General features: G+C 74.0%; 19 protein-coding genes. 9 read left to right on the top strand and 10 right to left on the bottom strand.

Going from position 1 to position 19,198, the window contains the following annotated elements; all coding sequences use genetic code 11:
• Nucleotides 1-32: 32 nt before the first annotated feature.
• Nucleotides 33-680 (bottom strand): TetR/AcrR family transcriptional regulator, encoded by a 648-nt coding sequence (locus GA0070609_RS29600; protein ID WP_088996830.1) that lies wholly within the window; start codon nucleotides 678-680, stop codon nucleotides 33-35.
• An 82-nt stretch (nucleotides 681-762) separates the two neighbouring features.
• On the opposite strand from GA0070609_RS29600, the gene GA0070609_RS29595 reads away from it, so the two are divergent.
• Complete coding sequence (locus GA0070609_RS29595) at nucleotides 763-1,899, top strand: epoxide hydrolase family protein (protein WP_088996829.1); 1,137 nt, start codon at nucleotides 763-765, stop codon at nucleotides 1,897-1,899.
• Nucleotides 1,900-2,012: 113 nt separating this feature from the next.
• On the opposite strand, the gene GA0070609_RS29590 is transcribed toward GA0070609_RS29595, so the two are convergent.
• Nucleotides 2,013-2,264, bottom strand: a complete 252-nt coding sequence (locus tag GA0070609_RS29590; protein ID WP_088996828.1) for a hypothetical protein — start codon at nucleotides 2,262-2,264, stop codon at nucleotides 2,013-2,015.
• A 209-nt stretch (nucleotides 2,265-2,473) separates the two neighbouring features.
• Here GA0070609_RS29590 and GA0070609_RS29585 point away from each other — a divergent pair, with 209 nt between their 5' ends.
• The 4 genes from GA0070609_RS29585 (at nucleotide 2,474) to GA0070609_RS29570 (ending at nucleotide 5,190) form a co-directional block, all read left to right on the top strand.
• The gene (locus GA0070609_RS29585) at nucleotides 2,474-2,788 is read left to right on the top strand and encodes a winged helix-turn-helix domain-containing protein (protein WP_231928453.1); all 315 of its coding nucleotides are present in this window, start codon (nucleotides 2,474-2,476) and stop codon (nucleotides 2,786-2,788) included.
• A gap of 79 nt (nucleotides 2,789-2,867) precedes the next feature.
• Nucleotides 2,868-3,368: a cation:proton antiporter regulatory subunit gene (locus GA0070609_RS29580; protein WP_088996827.1), complete on the top strand. Its 501-nt coding sequence runs from the start codon at nucleotides 2,868-2,870 to the stop codon at nucleotides 3,366-3,368.
• Nucleotides 3,369-3,375: 7 nt separating this feature from the next.
• Complete coding sequence (locus tag GA0070609_RS29575; RefSeq protein ID WP_088996826.1) at nucleotides 3,376-4,581, top strand: cation:proton antiporter; 1,206 nt, start codon at nucleotides 3,376-3,378, stop codon at nucleotides 4,579-4,581.
• A 177-nt stretch (nucleotides 4,582-4,758) separates the two neighbouring features.
• Nucleotides 4,759-5,190: a hypothetical protein gene (locus tag GA0070609_RS29570; protein ID WP_088996825.1), complete on the top strand. Its 432-nt coding sequence runs from the start codon at nucleotides 4,759-4,761 to the stop codon at nucleotides 5,188-5,190.
• A gap of 331 nt (nucleotides 5,191-5,521) precedes the next feature.
• Here GA0070609_RS29570 and GA0070609_RS29565 read toward each other — a convergent pair whose 3' ends face one another.
• From GA0070609_RS29565 to dnaK, 5 genes are all read right to left on the bottom strand, one after another.
• On the bottom strand, nucleotides 5,522-5,704 hold the full coding sequence (locus GA0070609_RS29565; protein ID WP_088996824.1) for a hypothetical protein: 183 nt from the start codon (nucleotides 5,702-5,704) through the stop codon (nucleotides 5,522-5,524).
• Between the two features lie 142 nt (nucleotides 5,705-5,846).
• Nucleotides 5,847-6,287, bottom strand: a complete 441-nt coding sequence (locus tag GA0070609_RS29560; protein WP_088996823.1) for a heat shock protein transcriptional repressor HspR — start codon at nucleotides 6,285-6,287, stop codon at nucleotides 5,847-5,849.
• Between the two features lie 32 nt (nucleotides 6,288-6,319).
• Complete coding sequence (gene dnaJ, locus GA0070609_RS29555; RefSeq protein ID WP_088996822.1) at nucleotides 6,320-7,498, bottom strand: molecular chaperone DnaJ; 1,179 nt, start codon at nucleotides 7,496-7,498, stop codon at nucleotides 6,320-6,322.
• Between the two features lie 86 nt (nucleotides 7,499-7,584).
• Complete coding sequence (grpE, locus tag GA0070609_RS29550; protein WP_088996821.1) at nucleotides 7,585-8,355, bottom strand: nucleotide exchange factor GrpE; 771 nt, start codon at nucleotides 8,353-8,355, stop codon at nucleotides 7,585-7,587.
• Nucleotides 8,356-8,403: 48 nt separating this feature from the next.
• On the bottom strand, nucleotides 8,404-10,269 hold the full coding sequence (gene dnaK, locus GA0070609_RS29545) for a molecular chaperone DnaK (RefSeq protein ID WP_088996820.1): 1,866 nt from the start codon (nucleotides 10,267-10,269) through the stop codon (nucleotides 8,404-8,406).
• A gap of 219 nt (nucleotides 10,270-10,488) precedes the next feature.
• On the opposite strand from dnaK, the gene GA0070609_RS29540 reads away from it, so the two are divergent.
• The 3 genes from GA0070609_RS29540 to GA0070609_RS29530 all read left to right on the top strand — a co-directional run bounded on the left by GA0070609_RS29540 (nucleotide 10,489) and on the right by GA0070609_RS29530 (nucleotide 15,462).
• Nucleotides 10,489-12,330, top strand: a complete 1,842-nt coding sequence (locus GA0070609_RS29540) for an ABC transporter (RefSeq protein WP_088996819.1) — start codon at nucleotides 10,489-10,491, stop codon at nucleotides 12,328-12,330.
• A gap of 73 nt (nucleotides 12,331-12,403) precedes the next feature.
• Nucleotides 12,404-14,065 carry a GTPase gene (locus tag GA0070609_RS29535; protein ID WP_088998040.1) on the top strand — a complete coding sequence of 554 codons (1,662 nt, stop codon included), beginning with the start codon at nucleotides 12,404-12,406 and terminating at the stop codon, nucleotides 14,063-14,065.
• Nucleotides 14,066-14,235: 170 nt separating this feature from the next.
• Complete coding sequence (locus GA0070609_RS29530) at nucleotides 14,236-15,462, top strand: hypothetical protein (protein WP_088996818.1); 1,227 nt, start codon at nucleotides 14,236-14,238, stop codon at nucleotides 15,460-15,462.
• 120 nt (nucleotides 15,463-15,582) lie between these two features.
• Here GA0070609_RS29530 and GA0070609_RS29525 read toward each other — a convergent pair whose 3' ends face one another.
• Nucleotides 15,583-16,542: a hypothetical protein gene (locus tag GA0070609_RS29525; RefSeq protein WP_088998039.1), complete on the bottom strand. Its 960-nt coding sequence runs from the start codon at nucleotides 16,540-16,542 to the stop codon at nucleotides 15,583-15,585.
• A gap of 109 nt (nucleotides 16,543-16,651) precedes the next feature.
• Entirely contained in the window at nucleotides 16,652-17,713 is a 1,062-nt protein-coding gene (locus tag GA0070609_RS29520; protein WP_088998038.1) for an SPFH domain-containing protein, read from the bottom strand.
• Between the two features lie 76 nt (nucleotides 17,714-17,789).
• On the opposite strand from GA0070609_RS29520, the gene GA0070609_RS29515 reads away from it, so the two are divergent.
• Complete coding sequence (locus GA0070609_RS29515) at nucleotides 17,790-18,473, top strand: NUDIX hydrolase (RefSeq protein ID WP_088996817.1); 684 nt, start codon at nucleotides 17,790-17,792, stop codon at nucleotides 18,471-18,473.
• 90 nt (nucleotides 18,474-18,563) lie between these two features.
• Here GA0070609_RS29515 and GA0070609_RS29510 read toward each other — a convergent pair whose 3' ends face one another.
• A complete protein-coding gene (locus GA0070609_RS29510; RefSeq protein WP_088996816.1) occupies nucleotides 18,564-19,184 on the bottom strand; it encodes a phosphatase PAP2 family protein in 621 nt (206 codons plus the stop codon).
• Nucleotides 19,185-19,198 lie beyond the last annotated feature (14 nt).

The following is a 19,198-nucleotide window of genomic DNA, read 5'->3' as shown; positions in this document are numbered from 1 at the left end:
TATTCCGCTCAACCCTGACAGTGTGAGCTGAGTCACTCGGGGCGGCGCCAGCGCCAGGCGAACTCGCCCGCCGCCGGCGGCGGGCCGGGCAGCGGGGGGTCGGTCACGGCCAGGCCGGCCAGCAGCACCGCCAGGTGGCGCCGGCGCAACTGCCGGGTCCGCTCCTGATCGGGTACGCGCAGCGCGGCGCAACCCTCCAGCAACAGCCCGACGTCCTGGGTCACCACGTCGGGCCGCAACCGGCCGGTGGCGTGGGCCCGTTCGACCAGCGTCACGGTCAGCTCGTTGGCGCGCTGCGCGTCCCGGCCCATCTCCTCGGTCGGGGTGAAGGTGCCGGCCAGGTGGACGGTGAGCGAGTGCACGTCGGCGTCGACCACGCGCTCCAGGAAGCCGGCGAACCCCCGCCAGCCGTCCGGGTCGGCGAGCGCCGCCTCGGCCTCGGCGACGTACCGGCGCAGCCCGTCGTGGCAGAGCCGGCGGAGCAGGTCCTCCTTGCCCGCGTACCGGCGATAGAGGGCGCTGATGCCGACGCCGGCGCGGTCGGCGACGGCGGCGATCGGCGCCTTCGGGTCGTCGAGGAAGACGGCGCGCGCCGCTTCCAGGATCACCGCGTCGTTGCGGGCAGCCTGGGCGCGGCGGCCGGCCAGCGGCGCGGCGGCGTTTCCGGTCGGGTTCGGCATGGATCGAGATTAGCAGTGGAACGGATCGTTCCGATCTGCTACGTTGGAACGGAACGAAACATTCCGTTCTGAAGGAGCAGCCATGACCGGCACCGCCATCCGCCCGTTCCGCGTCGAGATCCCGCAGGCCGCCCTGGACGACCTGGCCGACCGGCTGCGCCGGACCATCTGGCCCGGCGAGCTGCCCGGCGTCGGCGGCGCGTACGGGATGACCACCGACCGGGTCCGGGGCCTGGCCACCTACTGGTTGGAGACGTTCGACTGGCGGGCCGTCGAGGCCCGGCTGAACGCCCACCCGCAGTTCGTCACCGAGATCGACGGCCAGCGGGTGCACTTCCTGCACGTCCGGTCCTCCCGGCCGGACGCCACCCCGCTGGTGCTCACCCACGGCTGGCCCGGCTCGGTGCTGGAGTACCTGGACGTAATCGCCCCGCTGACCGAGCCCACCGACCCGGCGGCGCCGGCGTTCCACCTGGTCATCCCGTCGATTCCGGGCTTCGGGTGGTCCGGCCCGACCGGCGAGGCCGGCTGGAACCGCTACCGCACCGCCCGCGCCTGGGCCGAGCTGATGAGCCGGCTGGGGTACGAGCGGTACGGCGCGGTCGGCAACGACGGCGGCTCGCTCATCTCGCCCGAGCTGGGCCGGATCGACCCGGAGCACGTGCTCGGCGTGCACGTCACCCAGCTCTTCTCGTTCCCGTCCGGCGACCCGGCCGAGTTCGCCGACCTGTCCGCGGCCGACCAGGCGGCGCTCAAGCACCTCCAGTGGTTCTACGAGAACAAGTTCTCCTTCAACCAGGTGCACAGCCAGCAGCCGCAGACCCTGGCGTTCGCGTTGGCCGACTCACCGGTCGGGCTGCTTGCCTGGAACGCCCAACTGTTCGACGAGAGCCTGGACGACGAGTTCGTCGTGGCCAACGTGGCGCTCTACTGGTTCACCGGCACCGCCGGCTCGGCCATCCGGTTCTACTGGGAGGACGCGCACGCCGGTGAGCAGCCCGAGGGGCCGACCACTGTGCCGACCGCGCTGGCCATGTTCCCCGGCGACTTCCAGTCGATCCGCCGCTTCGCCGAGCGCGACCACGCCAACATCGTGCGCTGGACGGCGTACGAGGCGGACGTCGACGGGCGCGGCGAGGTCGGCGGCCACTACGCCGCCCACGAGGCGACCGACGTGCTGGTCGGCGACATCCGCGCCTTCTTCGCCAGCCTGACCTGACTGCTCGTGCTCTCCTGCCCGCCCCGGCTTTCCCGCCGGGGCGGGCACTGCCGCGCTGTGGAGCTGAGTCGGCTACGACATCACGAAGGACGCCGCGGTCGCGTCCGGCGTCGTCAGCGGGGCAGCCGTGGCGTGCAGGGCGTCTCATGGTCGGCCCGCAGCACGCACCGACGGCCCCCGTCGAGCCGGCGGTCACAGAACACCCAGTGCCGTACGCCCTGGTTGTCCTCGGCGGAGACGGTGATGCCACCGGGCTCGACGTGGGCGAGGAAGGCCAGCGCGCGGCCGGCGGTCCGGCCGAGCATCTTGGCCCGCGCCAGATCAGGCGCGGTCACCGGCAGATGGATCACGTACCGCCCACTCATCGCGGGCCAATGCGATCAGTCATCGTCGTCCTTCTGAGGAGGGTGGTGGGCGGATGTCGGGCGTCCAGGCACTGGCACGGCCGGGCGCCGGGGAGCGGCCGGCCGTGCCAGTGGAACGACGAATGCCGTACTCGGAGCCGGTTGCCTACCAGGACTTCCGCCGACCGCATCCGTGGAAGTCAACATACAATGCAAAGCATGCAAAGACAATGAGTACCAAGCTCGGCACAACAAGTGTTGGCTGGGGCGCACAGGCGTGGGAAGATCTTGGGGCCTACCAGGAGTTGCCGCCCATGCCCCGAGTATCCGACCGTCAGCGCATCGCACAGGACATCCGCGACAAGATCAGCTCAGGCGAGTACGCGCCGGGCGACAAGTTGCCGTCACTGCGCGAGATGATCGCCCAGTACGGGGTTTCGGCCGAGCCGGTCCGTTCCGCCCTGCTGATCCTTCAGGCGGAAGGGCTGATCGAAGGCCACCAGGGCAAGGGCACCTACGTCACTCCCCGCCCGGAACATCGGTAGGAGTTGGTGACAAAGTGCCCCTGGAGGGGCCATTTCGTACCAAGATCTACGGCTGTCAGCGAGCGGTAGCCTTGTCGATGTGCGTGTACGTGTCGAACAGACCGCCCTCCCGGGCATCGGGGTCCGTCACGATCTGTTGACGGAGTCCGGCCGCCGGCTCGGCGTGGTCTCCCACCGTAATGGCCGTCGTGATCTCGTCCTGTACGACCCGGACGATCCCGACTCGTGTCAGCATGACATCCCGCTGACCGACGACGAGGCGGAGGCGCTCGCCGACATCCTCGGTGCGTCGCTGATGCTCGGCCAGCTCTCCGGGCTGCGCGAGCAGGCCGCCGGGCTGCTCACCGAGCAGATCGCCATTCCGGCCGGTTCGAAGTACGTGAACCGGAAGCTGGCCGACACTCAGACGCGCACCCGCACCGGTGCCTCGATCGTGGCGGTGCTGCGTCACGGCGAGGTCATCGTCTCGCCGGAGCCGTCCTTCCGCTTCGCCGCTGGCGACGTGGTGGTCGTGGTCGGTACCCGCAAGGGTCTCGACGGGGTGACCGCCATCCTCGCCGACAGCGACCCGGACGGCTGAGGCGCGGATGCACGAGACCACAACACTGCTCGTCGAGGTCGGCGCGCTGCTCTTCCTGCTGGGCCTGCTCGGCCGGCTGAGCCGCCGGATCGGCCTCTCGCCAATCCCCCTGTACCTGCTCGCCGGGCTCGCCTTCGGGCACGGCGGCCTGCTACCGCTCAACGCCAGCGAGGAGTTCTTCGCCGTCGGCGCCGAGATCGGCGTGATCCTGCTGCTGGTGATGCTCGGCCTGGAGTACTCGGCCAACGAACTCGTCGGCAACCTGCGGTCCGCGGCGCCGGCCGGCCTGATCGACGGCCTGCTCAACGCGTTGCCCGGCGCGGCGTTCGCGCTGCTGCTGGGCTGGGACTGGGTGGCCGCGCTGGTGCTCGCCGGCATAACCTGGGTCTCCTCGTCCGGTGTGATCGCGAAGGTCCTCGGCGACCTGGGCCGGCTCGGTAACCGGGAGACCCCGGTGATCCTGTCGGTCCTGGTGATCGAGGACCTGGCCATGGCGCTCTACCTGCCCCTGGTCACCGCCGTACTGGCCGGCACCGGCCTGCTGGGTGGCGGCATCGCGCTCGCCGTCGCGGTCGGCACGGTGCTGCTGGTGCTGGTGGTCGCCATCCGCTACGGCAACGCCATCTCCACCTTCATGTCGGCCAAGGACCCCGAGGCGCTGCTGCTCGGTGTGCTCGGCATGACGCTGCTGGTGGCCGGTGTGGCGGCCAAGCTCCAGGTCTCGGCGGCGGTCGGCGCGTTCCTGGTCGGCATCGCGCTCTCCGGGCCGGTGGCGCACCACGCGACCGAGCTGCTCACCCCGCTGCGGGACCTCTTCGCCGCGGTCTTCTTCGTCTTCTTCGGGCTGGTCACCGACCCGCGGGACATCCCACCGGTGCTGCTGCCGGCGCTCGGGCTGGCCATCGTCACCATGGCGACGAAGACGCTCACCGGCTACCTGGCCGCGCGCCGGGTCGGCATCGCCGAACCCGGTCGTTGGCGGGCCGGCCTGGCCCTGGTGCCGCGCGGTGAGTTCTCCATCGTCATCGCGGGGCTCGCGGTGGCCGCCGGCAGCGTCGAGCCGAAGCTGGCGGCGCTCGCCACGGCGTACGTCCTGATCACCGTGGTGACCGGGCCGATGCTGGCCCGGCTGCCCGACCTCGCGTGGTTCAAGCGCTGGGTGCGCCAGCGCGGCGCGGCGCAGCGGGCCCAGCCAGCACCCGTGCCGGACTGACCTGCACATCAGCCTGGACGGCCGGGTCGACCGTACGGTCGACCCGGCCGGGCCAACGGTTGCCGAATTGCTGCCGCCAGGGTCTACCGCCGGTCGCCGGTGGCGCGTTACCGTGTCGCCCCAGCAGCCAGGGTTCGCGGGAGCGTGCTCCCTCGGGCGAGAGCGGAAGGTTGGCCGGTGAGCGTGCAGGAGTCGACGTTCCACGGGTTCGCAAACCCGGTCGACCCGTCCCCGGCGGAGCTGCGGGCGTGGGCCTACCATCCCGACTCCGTTCCGTTGTCCTCCATGCCCCCCGACTGGGATCTGCTGGTCTCCGGCGACCGGCTGGTGATGACCCTGTTCGACCTGGCCATGGACCCGGCCTGCCCGGCGCGACGGTTCGCGCTGCACTGCCTCTACATCTACGCCGCCGACGGCATCCGGACGAACTTCCGGGCCCACCCGAAGCGGCGCTTCCGCAAGCTGGTCGAGCAGGCCGAGCGGGACGGCGACGAGCTGATGCGCACCTGGGCGCACAACAGCCGGGTGCTGCTGGCCCGGCCGGACCTCTTCGTCTACCGCGACTGGTGCGAGGGCGGCCTGGTCCGGGAGAACCGCCGCATCGGCTGAGCTGGCACCCCTCGCTGATCGACTCCGTTTGCGGGATCTCGCGCCAACCGCGCCGCCGGACACCCCTGTTCGCCGCACACCGAGTGGTTCATGACGGCGAACGGGCCGGGACCCCCGCCCTGAGGATCGCCGCGTCCCGGCCCACACCTCGCGACGGCGAACGGGCCGGGACCCCCGCCCTGAGGATCGCGGCGTCCCGGCCCACACCTCGCGACGGCGAACGGGCCGGGACCCCCGCCCTGAGGATCGCGGCGTCCCGGCCCACACCTCGCGACGGCGAACGGGCCGGGACCCCCCGTGGGTCCCGGCCCGCACGTCGGCGTACCGGTCGTCAGCGAACCGGACCGCCCTGCTTCCGGGGGCGAGTGTCGGTCCGCCCCTTGTCGACACCGTGGTCGACCTGGTCGGTGAACCGGCCGTCGAGGATCTCGTCGAACTTCTCCCGGACCGTCTCGGCCACCTTGTCGAGTCGCTGCTCCGCCTGCTCCGCCACCTTCTTCGCTGGCTCCGCCACCTGCTCCCCCTCACCGGGTCAGTAGGTTAGGTCCGGATTAAGCGGATAGGACCTATTGGCACCATAACGAAGCCGGCCCGGCCCGCGCCGGGATTCCGGCGAGCGGACCGGGCCGGCGCAGCGGCTTCCGGGTCAGCGGTGGTCAGCGTTCGGGCCCCCGGCGGGGTCGCCAGACCACCAGGGCGGTGGTGGTGCGGTTGGTGGGCACGAGGTCTCGGCCCGGAAAGCGGGCCAGCGACTCCAGCTCGGCGATCCGGCGGTACGCGGCGTCGAGCTCCGCCTCCAGCTCGGCCACCCGCTGCTGGGCCTGCTCCAGCAGCCGCTCCAGGCCGATGATCCGCTTGACCCCGGCCAGGTTGATGCCGTCGTCCTGGCTGAGCCGCTGCACCTCGCGCAGCAGCACCACGTCCCGGACGCTGTACCGGCGCCCGCCGCCCGCCGCCCGGCCGGCCTGCACCAGGCCCAACCGGTCGTACTGGCGCAGCGTCTGCGGGTGCATCCCCGCCATCCGCGCGGCCACCGAGATCATCAGCACCTTGGCCTCGTAGGCAGGGTCGTCCGAGCCGACGAACTCGCCCGACATGCCACTCACCTCCGCGTGCACTCCACCACCGGCTAACTGAACCGACGCACTCGCGCGTCGAGATGTTCCCGAGCGGCCGGCGGGGTCTGCGCGGCGAAGGTCTCGAGCGCCGCCCGCGCCTCGTCGGACACTCCGGCGGGCACCACCACGTCGAGCGTCACCAGCAGGTCGCCAGCGCGCCCGTCGCGACGTACCACACCCTTGCCCCGCGCCCGCAGGATCCGGCCGCTCGGGGTGCCCGGCGGCACCCGCAGGGTCACCGCGCCGTCGAGCGTGGGTACCCGCAGATCGGTGCCGAGCACCGCCTCCGCGAACGTGATCGGCACGGTCAGCGTCAGGTCGTCGCCGGCACGCCCGAACAGCTCGTCCGGGCGGACCTTCACGTGGACGAACAGGTCGCCGGCCGGACCGCCGCGCTCGCCCGGCTCACCCCGCCCGGCCAGCCGGATCCGCTGGCCGTCGGCGACCCCGGCCGGGAACCGGACGTTGAGCGTGCGGGTCTTGGTGACCCCGCCGGTGCCCTGGCACTCCGGGCACTTCTCCTCGACGATCGTGCCCACGCCCTGGCAGTTGCGGCACGGCTCGGAGAAGCTGAACGACCCCTGGTTGCGGGTGGTCACGCCGGCGCCCTGGCACACCGGGCAGGTGCGCGGCTGGGTGCCGGGCTTGGCCCCGCTGCCGTGGCAGGTGTCGCAGACCCCGGGCGCGCGCAGCGTCAGCGGCAGCGTCACTCCGCGTACGGCGTCGCCGAAGTCGAGCGCGACCTCGGCCTCGACGTCCCGTCCCCGGGCCGGTCCCCGGGGCGCCGTCCCGCCCCCGCCACCCGAGAAGATCGAACTGAACAGGTCCTGGAAGCCGGCGCCGCCGAAGCGCCGGTCACCCCCGCCGGCCGCGCCGCCGAACAGGTCGGAGACGTCGAACGGCATCCCGCCGGGCTGGCCGGCGCCGCGGGCGCCCCGCCGGAACGCGCCCGAGCCGAACAGCGAGCGCATCTCGTCGTACTCCCGGCGCTTGGCCTCGTCGCCGAGCACCGCGTACGCCTCGGAGACGGCCTTGAACCGCTCCTCCGCCTTCGGGTCACCCGGGTTGTGGTCCGGGTGCGACTCCCGGGCCAGCTTGCGGTACGCCTTCTTGATCTCGTCTGCGGAGGCGGCCTTCGTCACGCCCAGTTCGGCGTAGTAGTCCTTCTCGATCCAGTCCTTGGAACTCACCGGTCCACCCCCTCCCGGCCCACTTGGCCCGGACGCCCCGCCCGTCGTACGCCGGCGGGCGGGGCGGTCCGGTCACTCGTTCGCATCTATTCCGGGTCGGCGACCCCGACCAGCGCCGGCCGTAGCAGCCGCTCGCCGATCTGGTAGCCGCGTCGCATGATCTGCACACAGGTCGGCTCGGTGACGTCGGCCGAGGTCTGGTGCGCCACCGCCTCGTGCCGGGTCGGGTCGAACGGGTCGCCCTGCTCGCCGAACGCGGTCAGCCCGAACTTGCCGAGCGCCGTGGTGAGCTGCTCGGCCACCGAGCCGAACGGCCCGACCAGGTCGCCGTGCTCGCGGGCCCGGTCCAGGTCGTCGAGGATCGGCAGCAACGCGGCGAGCACCGCCCCGGTGGCCTGCTCGGTGACCAGGCCCCGGTCGCGGTCCACCCGCTTGCGGTAGTTGGCGTACTCCGCCGTCACCCGCTGCAGGTCCCGGGTCCGCTCGTCCAGGTCGGCGCGGAGCGCCTCCAGTTCGGCCGCGAGCGGGGTGCCGGTGCCGGCGCCGCCCTCCGCCGGCTCGGCCGGCGCGTCCACCACCGGCGGACCGCCCGGCGCCGAACCCTCGGCGGGCGTGGCCTCGACCTCGATCTCGTCGACGACGACCTCGGCCTCCTCGACCAGCCCCTCGGCCGGGACGTCGGTCCCGGCGTCGGCGGCGGCCGCCTCCGGCTCGACCGTCTCGCTGATCTTGCGGTTGTTGCGGATGACGACCCGCGGCTTCCCGCCAGCGGCCTTCTCGGTCGGCTCGGCGGGCGCGGAGCCACCCGGCGCCGACCCGGTGGCGCCCGGGTCGGCGGCTCGTGGCTTCTCCGTCATACGGCTACCTCATCCCTGTGCGTGGAGTTCGGCTGGCGAGGGGCAAGGTCACTTCTTGTCCTCGTCCACGATCTCCGCGTCGACCACGTCGTCGGCGCCACCGGCCTGCGCACCGCCGGCCTGGGCCCCACCGGTCGTCCCGGCACCGGCACCCTCGGCACCCGGCTGCGGCTGCTCGGCCTGCTGGGCGTAGAGCAGCGAACCGGCCTGCTGGGATACCTGGGCCAGCTTCTCGTGCGCCGACTTGATCTTCTCGATGTCGCTGCCGCCGAGCGCGCCGCGCAGCTCGCCGAGGGCCTCGTTGAGCTGGTCCTTGTTCTCGGCGGGGAGCTTGTCGCCGTTCTCCGCCAGGAACTTCTCGGTCTGCCACTGGAGCGCCTCGGCCACGTTGCGGGTCTCGGCCTCCTCGCGGCGGCGCTTGTCCTCCTCCGCGTGCTCCTCGGCGTCCCGGCGCATCCGCTCGATGTCGTCCTTCGGCAGCGAGGAGCCGCCGGTGATCGTCATCTTCTGTTCCTTGCCGGTGCCAAGGTCCTTGGCGTGCACGTTGACGATGCCGTTGGCGTCGATGTCGAAGGTGACCTCGATCTGCGGCACGCCGCGCGGCGCCGGCGGAAGGCCGGTCAGCTCGAAGGTGCCGAGCTTCTTGTTGTAGGCAGCGATCTCGCGCTCGCCCTGGAAGACCTGGATCAGCACCGACGGCTGGTTGTCGTCCGCCGTGGTGAAGACCTCGGAGCGCTTGGTCGGGATGGTGGTGTTGCGCTCGATCAGCTTGGTGAAGATGCCGCCCTTGGTCTCGATGCCCAGGCTCAGCGGGGTCACGTCGAGCAGCAGGACGTCCTTCACCTCGCCCTTGAGCACACCGGCCTGCAGGGCGGCGCCGACGGCGACGACCTCGTCCGGGTTGACGCCCTTGTTGGGCTCCTTGCCGGTGAGCTGCTTGACCAGCTCGGTCACGGCCGGCATCCGGGTCGAACCACCGACCAGGATGACGTGGTCGACGTCGGAGACCTTGATCCCGGCGTCCTTCACGGCCTGCTCGAACGGGCCCTTGCAGCGGTCCAGCAGGTCCTGCGTCATCCGCTGGAACTCGGCCCGGCTGAGCGTCACGTCGAGGTGCAGCGGGCCGGCGGCGCCGGCGGTGATGTACGGCAGGTTGATGTTGGTGGTGGTGGCGGCGGACAGCTCGATCTTGGCCTTCTCGGCGGCCTCCCGGAGCCGCTGCAGGGCCATCTTGTCCTGCGCCAGGTCGATGCCGTGCTCGCCGCGGAAGGTCTTCACCAGGTGGTCGATGATCCGCTGGTCCCAGTCGTCGCCACCGAGCTGGTTGTCACCGCTGGTCGACTTGACCTCCACCACGCCCTCGGCCAGCTCCAGCAGCGACACGTCGAAGGTGCCGCCGCCGAGGTCGAAGACCAGGACGGTCTGCTCCTTGGAGCCCTTGTCCAGCCCGTACGCCAGGGCGGCCGCGGTCGGCTCGTTGACGATCCGCAGCACGTTGAAGCCGGCGATCTCACCGGCCTCCTTGGTGGCCTGGCGCTGGCCGTCGTTGAAGTAGGCCGGGACGGTGATCACCGCGTCGGTGATCTGCTCGCCCAGGTACGCCTCCGCGTCCCGCTTGAGCTTCATCAGCGTCCGCGCCGAGATCTCCTGCGGGGTGTACTTCTTGCCGTCGATGTCGACGGACCAGTTGGTGCCGATCTCCCGCTTCACCGACCGGATGGTCCGGTCCGGGTTGGTCACCGCCTGGCGCTTGGCGACCTCACCGACGAGCACCTCGCCGTTGCGGGCGAACGCGACGATCGACGGGGTCGTCCGCGAGCCCTCCGCGTTGGCGATGACGGTGGGCTCACCGCCCTCCAGGACGCTGACGCAGGAGTTCGTCGTGCCGAGGTCGATACCGACCGCACGTGCCATCTTCGCTTCCTCGCTTCGTTACGTTGAGCAGGTGACGGGCCGCCCGCTGAACTGTCCGGCGGGTGCCCGCTGCCGGACCCCACCACAAGTTGAGTGAACTTGACTCAATAGTGCCACGCGGCCGGCGATCGTCAAGTCGAGGTTGAGTCTGGCTGACGCAAGTCCGACACAGCTACTCATCAGTTGTCTTCCCTTGCATTGGTCGGGCACGCTTTAGCGGTGACGACGCACGGCGATCCCGCCACCCAGTCCGGCGCGCCCGCCGTCGCAGCCCGCACCGGCTCCACGGACGCCGGGGAGGACCCGCCCGCCACCACCGGGGACGACAGCCTGCCCGCGGCGCTCGCCGGCCTGCGGGCCGCGATCGGGGCGGCCCGGTTCCCGCTCGTCCTGCCCTCGGCCGAGCCGGCCCGGCGTACCGGCGCCGCCCTCACCGACCAGCTCGACGACTACCTCATCCCGCGGCTCGCCCGGCTGGACGCGCCGCTGCTCGTGGTGGTCGGCGGCTCCACCGGCGCGGGCAAGTCGACCCTGGTCAACAGCCTGGTGCAGGCCCGGGTGAGCGCCGCCGGCGTGCTCCGGCCGACCACCCGCTCCCCGGTGCTGGTCTGCAACCCGGCCGACGCCGCCTGGTTCCGCCAGGGCGAGCTGCTGCCCGGCCTCACCCGCACCAACGAGCCCAGCGAGGACCCGCGCACCCTGCACCTGGTCACCGCCCCCGCGCTCCCGGCCGGGCTGGCCTTCCTCGACGCGCCCGACATCGACTCGGTGGTCGACGCCAACCGGGCCCTGGCCGGTCAGCTGCTGGCCGCCGCCGACCTCTGGCTCTTCGTCACCACCGCCGCCCGCTACGCCGACGCGGTCCCCTGGGAACTGCTGCGCAGCGCCCGGTCCCGGGGCGCGGTGATCGCCATGGTGCTCGACCGGGTGCCACCGGAGGCGGCCGACGAGGTCGCCGCCCACCTGTCCGAGATGCTCGCCGCGCAGGATCTCGGCGCGGCGCCGCTCTTCGTGCTGCCGGAAACCTGGGTCGACGGCCAGGGGCTGCTGCCCGACCGGGTCACCGCGCCGCTGGCCGGCTGGTTCGCCCGGCTCGCCGCCGACGCGGACGCCCGGGCCGCCGTGGTCCGGCAGACCCTGGACGGGGCACTCGCCTCGCTGCACCCCACCGTCGAAGGGCTCGCCGAGGCCGCCGAGGAGCAGTTGGCCGCCGCGGACGCGCTCGACGAACGGGTCCGGGCCGCGTACCGGGGGGCGCACCGGACGGTCGAGCAGGGGCTGCGCGACGGTCGGCTGCTCCGCGGCGAGGTGCTCGCCCGCTGGCAGGAGTTCGTCGGCACCGGCGAGTTCTTCCGCACCCTGGAGGCGCGGATCGGCCGGCTGCGCGACCGGGTGGTGGCCGCCGTGACCGGGCGCCCCGCCCCGGCCGCCGAGCTGCGGACCGCGATCGAGTCGCAGCTGGTCACCCTGCTGCGCGGGGTCGCCGCCGAGGCGGCCGAGAACGCCTACACCGGGTGGAAGGCGCACCCGGCGGGGGCGGCGCTGCTCGAACCGGCGCTCGCGCACCCCGCCGACGACCTCCCCGAGCGCGCCGAGCGGATGGTCCGCGACTGGCAGCGCGGGGTGCTGGAGCTGGTCCGGGCGGAGGGCGGCGACAAGCGGTTCGTGGCCCGCACGGCGGCCTACGCGGTGAACGCCACCGGGCTGGCCGTGATGATCGCGGTGTTCGCCTCGACCGCGTTCATCCCGACCGGGCTGGAGGTGGCCACCGGCGCCGGCACCACCGTCGCCGCGCAGGCCGTGCTCCAGGCGATCTTCGGCGACCAGGCCGTGCGTACGCTCGCCAACAAGGCCCGGGCCGACCTGCTGGACCGGGTGCGGGCGCTGCTGGACGACGAGGCCGCTCGCTTCCTCACCCGCACCGAGCAGGCCCGGCCGGCCGCCGACACCGCCGCCGAGCTGCGCCGGGCCGCCGGCCGGGTGGAGGCCGCCCGGCACCGGAGCGGCTTCGCCGAGGCCACCGGCGCCACCCTCCCGGCCGGGGAAGAGGGACTCTCGTGAACGCGCGGAGTGAGCCTGCGCGCCCGGCCGCCGCGAACGGAGAGGGACTCCGGTGAACAACATCGTGGGGCGGATGCGGGAGGCGTTCCGCGGTGACCAGCGGGTGGACGCGGACGACCTGGTCGCCCGGTTGGAGGCGATCCGCCGGTTCCTCGACCTGGTCGACGGTCACCTGCCGGACACGCAGCTGGTCGCCGCGCACACCCTGGTCGAGCGGGCCGGCACCCGGCTCTCGCTCTCCCGCGACCACACCGTGGTGGCCCTCGCCGGTGCCACCGGCAGCGGCAAGTCCAGCCTGTTCAACGCGCTGGCCCGGCTGGAGCTGTCGCCGGTCGGGGTACGCCGCCCCACCACCGGGGTCACGCACGCCTGCGTGTGGGGGCCGCTGGACGGCGGCAGCCGGCTGCTCGACTGGATCGGCGTGCTGCCCCGGCACCGGTTCGTCCGGGAGAGCGCGCTGGACGGTGACGACGAGTCGGCCCTGCACGGGCTGATCCTGCTCGACCTGCCCGACTTCGACTCCGTGCAGCGCACCCACCGGCTGGAGGTGGACCGGCTGCTCGGCCTGGTCGACCTGGTGATCTGGGTGGTCGACCCGCAGAAGTACGCGGACCGGGTGATCCACAGCAGCTACCTGCGCGAGTTCCACCGGCACCGGGACGTCACCCTGGTCGTGCTCAACCAGGCCGACCGGCTGCCCCCGGCCGAACTGCCCCGGGTGCTGGCCGACCTGCGCCGGCTGCTCGACGCCGATCAGCTCGCCGGCGTACCGCTGCTGGCCACCACGGCCACCGAGCAGGCCGGCATCGCCGGGCTGCGGGAGGCGCTGGAGCGCACCGTGACCGAACGGCAGGCCGCGCTGCGCCGGCTGGCCGGCGACGTGGACGGCGTGGTCGCCGGGCTGGCCGACCTGGTCGGCCGGGACCAGCCGTCCGCCGGGCCGGACGCCGCGGTGGTCCGCGAGCTGAACCGGGCGCTGGCCGGCGCGGCCGGGGTGCCGGCGGTGGCCGAGGCGGTCGAGCTGGCGTACCGCCACCGGGCCGGCGCGGCCACCGGCTGGCCGGTGGTGCGGGGCTGGCGGCGGCTGCGCCCCGACCCGCTGCGCCGGCTGCACCTGGCCGGCGCCGCCGCCGGGGACGATCCGGCGGAGAGCCTGGTGGCCGCCACCTCGGTGCCCGACCCGACCGCGGCCCAGCGGTCCGCGCTCGGGCTGGCCATCCGGTCGGTGGCCGAGGGCACCGGGGCCGACCTGCCGGCGGTCTGGCAGACCGCGGTGGCCGCCGCCGCGCGGTCCCGCCGCGGCGACCTGCCGGACGCGCTGGACCGGGCGGTGGCCGGCACCGACCTGGGCATGGAACGGCGGCCGGTCTGGTGGCGGCTGGTGGGCGGCCTCCAGTGGCTGCTCACCCTGACCGCGCTGGTCGGCCTGGGCTGGCTCGCGCTGGGCTACGCACTGCGCGCACTCGGCCTGCCCGCGCTGGACAACCCCACCGTCGGGGTGGTGCCGCTGCCGACCCTGCTGCTGCTCGGCGGGCTGCTGGCCGGGCTGCTGGTGGCCGCGCTGACCCGGCCGGTCGTCCGGCTGGCCGCCCGGCGCGCCCGGGGGCGGGCCGAGCAGCGGCTGACCGCCGCGGTGGCGACGGTCGGCGAGACGTACGTCCTCGCGCCGGTGCGGGTCGTGCTCGGCTCGTACGCCAAGGCCCGCGAGGCACTCCGGTCGGCCACCCGCGGATGACCGCGAGGCCCGGCGCGCGGATGACCGCGCAGCCCGGGCGCGCGGGTCACCGGGGAGCCCGGCGGATGGTCGTCCGGGGCCCGGCGGGGGTGGCCGGGCGCCCGGCGGGCGGGTGAATCGCTCGGCTCGCTACCGCTGACCGGGACGGCCCGGCGGCGTAGGGTCGATACATGGCCACGCCCCAGACCCCCTACGACGCGGTGCTCCAGGCCGCACGCGACGTGACCAGGCTGGACACCGCCCTCGACGCCGAGATGCTCGGTGCCGCGCTGCTCGGCAGCGTCTACGCGGTCGCCGAGACCGACCGCAGCGCCGCGGTGCGGGACTTCGTGGCCGGCTTCCTGGCCGCCACCTCCCGCCGCCGCACGGCCGCGGCCACCACCATCCGCTCCGTCTTCGCCGCCCTGGTGCCCGACGCCGAGGGCGCCGCCCGGGTCCGCCCCGGCGCCACCGCGCCGGCCTGGTCCGGCCAGCTCGGCAAGGTGCACCTCACCGGCAGCTGGGCGTACGGCGACGTCTACGGCGACCAGACCTCCTACCTCGCCACGTTCGCCTACGACGACGCGGCCGGCGGCCCGGAGCACGCGCTGGTCGCCCTGGTCGACCACAACATCGGGATCACCAAGGACGTCTTCGTCGGCGGGCCGGCCGAGCGGATCCTGGAGCAGGTCCGGCAGATGTGCGCCGGCGACGAGCTGACCTGGTTCCGCGAGGAGGACCCGGCCCGGATGCACGGCGAGGTGAGCCGGCACCTGGCGATCACCGACGACCTCGGCGAGCTGCCGGGTGAGGGCTCGCTGGCCACCGACCGGGCGCTGGTCGGCGCGCGGCTGGCGCTGCTGCCGCACGGCGCGGTCCCGCCCGCCGACCCGGACTCCGTCGAGCCGCTCTCCGCGGCCGAGCGTACGGAGCTGGTGCGGCGGTTCCTCGCCTCGCCCGAGGCGGCCCGGTTCGGCCTGGACAGCGTCGACGGCCCGGAGCTGGCGTCCCTGCACTTCTGCCTGAGTCTGCTGCTGGACCACGCGGCGAGCTTCCCGGACGCCGACCCGCTGCGCTGGAGTCCGGCGGTGGCCGGGCTGTTCCTGCTGGACTGGGTGCACCGGCGGGCCGTACTGGACATGGACGACGCCGCGATGCTGCCCCGGGTGCTGCGCGCCTGGGCCGCGTACGCCGCCCGCCAGCGCGGGCTGCCCGGACCGGCCGCGACGCAGACCGACACCGCGATCGAGGAGATGGTGCCGGAGTTCGCCCGGCTCTACAGCACCGGCGAGCGGCGCAGCCCGGCCACCGCCGCGGTCGCCCAGCTGATGGCCGACGGCGTCGACCCGGACGACCCGGCCGCCCTGGACGCCTGGATCGAAGCCAACCGCCACCGCCTGGCCGACGACGGCGCCTGACCGTCCTTCCCCACCCGCCCCCACCCCACCATGCCCGTTGATCATGAGGTTGGCGGCAGCTGAGGAGATCGACACCGCCGCCAACCTCATGATCAACCGCGCGGGACCGCGGTGGGGCGGTCAGGGGGAGACGAGGGTGAGGTGGGTGGGGGCGATCGAGACCGTGAGGCGCTGGCCCCAGTCGAGGGTGAGGCGGTCGGTCTCCAGGCCGTCGGCGAAGGCCACCAGCCCGTCGGACTCGGCGACCAGGTCCAGCCGGTCGTTCGCGGCGAGCCGGCCGGCGGTGAGGTCGACCCCGGTGACCGGGGACGGCCACGCCTCCCGGACGAACCAGCCGAGCGCGGCCTCCTCCGGGGCGGGCGGCGGCGGCGCACCCGGACGGTCGCGCGCGATGGACGCACACCAGCCGGTCGCCCCCGTACCGCTGCCGACCACCACCCCGGAGGAGGAGTGCCGCTCCCGCCGGGTCCGCCCGCTCTCGCAGACCGAGAGCAGGTAGCGGGCGGACTGGTGGGAGGCGTGTCCGACGTAGACCTCGTTGAGGCCGACCAGCTCCTGGCCGTCGTCGAGGCTGGCCCGGACCATGGTCCGGGCCATGGTCCGGGCCGCGCCCGCCACCACCGCCGGCAGCAGGGCGGCGAGCGACCCGGCCCGGTGCCGGACCAGCACCCCGGCGTTGCGCCCCGGTTCGGGGTCCACTCCGATCACCGGCTGCCCCGACAGGTACTTGGCGACGTTGGCCACCAGGCCGTCCGGACCGACCGCCACCACCACGTCCTCCGGTCCGAAGAGGAACCGGGGCAGGTCGGCGCGGTCCACCGCGCCACGCCGCCAGTCCGCCGGCACGGCCGCCCCGACGGTGGTCAGCGCGGCCTGGAGCGCCTCGTGCCGGTCCACCACCTCGGCCAGGTCCCGACCACGCTCCCGCAGGTACCAGGCCGCCGCGGCCCGGGTGCCGTGCCGGGCCAGCAGCTCGTCCAGCTCGCTGCGCCGGCTCACCACCACCACCCGGGGCGCGAGCGTGCCCGCCCCGGCGCCGGGACCGCCGCCCACCCGGCCGACGGTCGCCCGGCCGCTCATCGGAGCCACTCCGGGGCCGGCCCGGCCCCGCCGCGCCGGCCCGCCGCCCGGGCCGGCCGGCACGCCGGGCCGGGCCCGATCGCCGCCGTGCGGCGGCTCGTCCCGCCGCTCATCGGGCCGGGGTCAGCCGGGCCAGCAGGTCGGACACCAGGTCGGGGGTGACCGTGAGCTGCCCGATCTGCGGCAGCTGCCCGGCCAGGTCCCGGACCGTCAGGGCCCGCAGCACCTCCGGCGGCAGTTCGGCGTACGCGGCCAGCTTCGCCGCCTCCGCCTCGGCCTCGGCGTGCCCGACCGCGCGCATCCCGTCGGCCCGGGCGGCGGCCAGCGTCCGCTCCTTCTCCGCCTCGGCGCCGGCCAGCACCCGGGCCCGTTCGGCGGCCGCCGCGTTGGCGACCTTCTCCCGCTCGGCCTTGCCCTGCGCGGCGGCGAGTTCGGCGGCGGCGTCCAGCTCGACCCGGCGCCGGGAGTTCGCGCCGTGCTGCTCGACCAGCTGCTGCTCCCGCCGGGCCAGCTCGATCTTGTTCTGCAGCTCGTTCTCGGCGATCGAGCGTTCCTGCTCGACCGCTTGGGCGCGCCGGGCGTAGGTGGCCCGGTCGGCGTCGACCTGCACCGCCTCCCGGGTCGGCGTCTGCAACGCGCGCTCCAGCTCCGGCTCGGGCCGGATGGCCACCACCCGGGCACTGACCACCGCCACGCCGACGTCGGCGAGCCGGGGCTCGTCGGCCAGGGCCGCCGAGACCGCCTCCCGCACCGGCGCGATGGTGGTGAGCGCCTCGGCCAGCGGCACCCGGGCCAGCAGGTCGAGCGCGGGCTGCTGGGCCAGCTCGGCGAGGAGGGTGGCCACCTGGTCGAGCGGGCGGGACCGGGCCCGGCCGGTGCGCGGGTCGACCGAGAAGTCGAGCCGGGCGGCGGCGAGCGCCGGGTCGGCCACCCGGTATGTCACCGTGGCCTGCACGGTGATGTCAGCGAAGTCGCCGGTGCGGGCGTGGAAGAGCAGCGGCAGCTCCCGGTCGTCCACCGGCACCTCGCTGAGCACCGCCCGCAGCGGCCGGTACCAGAAGGAGAGCCCGGTGCCCTCCCGGCGCACCCGCCCGCCCACCTGCCACCGCACCCAACTGGTCGGCGTCCCGCGCAGGTGGCGCAGGTGCAACCGCCTCGTCACGTCGGCCATCATCCCCACCTCTCTCGCTTTTTCGTCGTCACGACGATAAACGCTCTGCTAGATTCTCGTCAAGGTGGTGATAAAGATGGCCGAGTACCCGCCCTTCGCGGTGACCGTCGACCTGGTGGTACTCACCGTCCGGGCCGACGAGCTGAACGTGCTGCTGGTCCGGCGCGGGATCGAGCCGTACCGGGGGCGCTGGGCGCTACCCGGCGGCTTCGTCCACGTCGACGAGGACCTACCGACGGCCGCCGTTCGCGAGCTGACCGAGGAGACCGGCCTCGCGGAGCCCGCCGGCCACCTGGAGCAGCTCGGCACGTACGGCCGGCCGGACCGGGACCCGCGCGGCCGGGTGGTCACGGTGGCCTGGCTGGCGCTCCTGCCCGATCTCGGCAGCCCGGTCGCCGGCACCGACGCGGCCTCGGCGGACTGGCTTCCGGTCGCCCGGCTGACCCCCGGGCAGCTCGCCTTCGACCACGACCGGATCCTCGCCGACGGAGTGGAGCGGGCCCGGGCGAAGCTGGAGTACACCCCGCTGGCAGCGGCGTTCTGCCCGCCCGAGTTCACCGTGGCGCAACTGCGGGCGGTCTACGAGACGGTCTGGGGCACCCGGCTGGACCCACGCAACTTTCACCGTAAGGTGACCGGCACGCCGGGGTTCGTGGAGCCGGTGGGCCGCTCCACAGCGGGCGAACGGGGCCGGCCGGCGCAGCTGTTCCGGCGCGGTGCCGCCACCCTGCTGCATCCGCCGATGCTGCGGCCGTCCTGAGTAGGGGGTGTGATTCCGGCGCGGTCGGACTCGGCGCACGCCGGTCCGGAATGGACGGCGGTGACCCGGGCAGCCCCGGGTCGCGCCGGCTCAGCGGAGGGTGGCGAAGACGACGCCCGCGATCAGCCCACCGAGCCCGCCACCGGCCAGCACCTGGGCCACCGTGTGGTCGCCCAGCCGCACCCGGGACCAGCCGACCAGGGCGAGCAGCGGCGCGGTGACCAGCAGCCGGGCGCCGAACGTCAGCACCAGCACCACCACCGTGCCGGCGGCCACCGCCGCGTGGATGGACAGCTTCCACCAGTGGCTCACGCCCACCGCGACCACCAGGCCGAGCACCCCGGCGGCGGCCAACGCCAGCACCGGGCGGGGCGCGCCGAGCGCCGCGAGCAGGGCCAGCCCGGCGGCCACCGAGCAGAGGCCGAAGAGCAGCGGAACCCGCCGCTGTTCGCGGACGCCCACGTGGTGGTCGGTGAGCCGGCCCCGGCGCACCCCGCCGAGGATGTACGCGAACGGGATGCCGGTGACGAAGAGCGTGGCGAGCAGCCCCCAGGCCAGGCCGCGCCCGGCCCCCTGGCTGCTGTGCCAGCCGATGGCGATGGTCAGCACGCTGACCAGCACCGCGGGCGCGGTCACCTCGGTGACGATCCGGGCCAGCCGCGCACCCGGGCCGGGCCGGTCGGCGTCGGCCGGCGGGACCTCCCGACTCACCTGCCGGTGGCCGG

It is taken from the genome of Micromonospora echinaurantiaca, assembly GCF_900090235.1.
Lineage (GTDB): Bacteria > Actinomycetota > Actinomycetes > Mycobacteriales > Micromonosporaceae > Micromonospora > Micromonospora echinaurantiaca.
This window is presented reverse-complemented; position numbering and strand designations above follow the sequence as displayed.

Bases quoted from the DNA above. Each gene is read 5' to 3' on its own strand.
- GA0070609_RS29600 (WP_088996830.1), bottom strand. From the start codon at position 680: ATGCCGAACCCGACCGGAAACGCCGCCGCGCCGCTGGCCGGCCGCCGC.
- GA0070609_RS29595 (WP_088996829.1), top strand. From the start codon at position 763: ATGACCGGCACCGCCATCCGCCCGTTCCGCGTCGAGATCCCGCAGGCC.
- GA0070609_RS29590 (WP_088996828.1), bottom strand. From the start codon at position 2,264: ATGAGTGGGCGGTACGTGATCCATCTGCCGGTGACCGCGCCTGATCTG.
- GA0070609_RS29585 (WP_231928453.1), top strand. From the start codon at position 2,474: ATGAGTACCAAGCTCGGCACAACAAGTGTTGGCTGGGGCGCACAGGCG.
- GA0070609_RS29575 (WP_088996826.1), top strand. From the start codon at position 3,376: ATGCACGAGACCACAACACTGCTCGTCGAGGTCGGCGCGCTGCTCTTC.
- GA0070609_RS29560 (WP_088996823.1), bottom strand. From the start codon at position 6,287: ATGTCGGGCGAGTTCGTCGGCTCGGACGACCCTGCCTACGAGGCCAAG.
- grpE (WP_088996821.1), bottom strand. From the start codon at position 8,355: ATGACGGAGAAGCCACGAGCCGCCGACCCGGGCGCCACCGGGTCGGCG.
- dnaK (WP_088996820.1), bottom strand. From the start codon at position 10,269: ATGGCACGTGCGGTCGGTATCGACCTCGGCACGACGAACTCCTGCGTC.
- GA0070609_RS29535 (WP_088998040.1), top strand. From the start codon at position 12,404: ATGCGGGAGGCGTTCCGCGGTGACCAGCGGGTGGACGCGGACGACCTG.
- GA0070609_RS29530 (WP_088996818.1), top strand. From the start codon at position 14,236: ATGGCCACGCCCCAGACCCCCTACGACGCGGTGCTCCAGGCCGCACGC.
- GA0070609_RS29525 (WP_088998039.1), bottom strand. From the start codon at position 16,542: ATGAGCGGCCGGGCGACCGTCGGCCGGGTGGGCGGCGGTCCCGGCGCC.
- GA0070609_RS29520 (WP_088998038.1), bottom strand. From the start codon at position 17,713: ATGGCCGACGTGACGAGGCGGTTGCACCTGCGCCACCTGCGCGGGACG.
- GA0070609_RS29515 (WP_088996817.1), top strand. From the start codon at position 17,790: ATGGCCGAGTACCCGCCCTTCGCGGTGACCGTCGACCTGGTGGTACTC.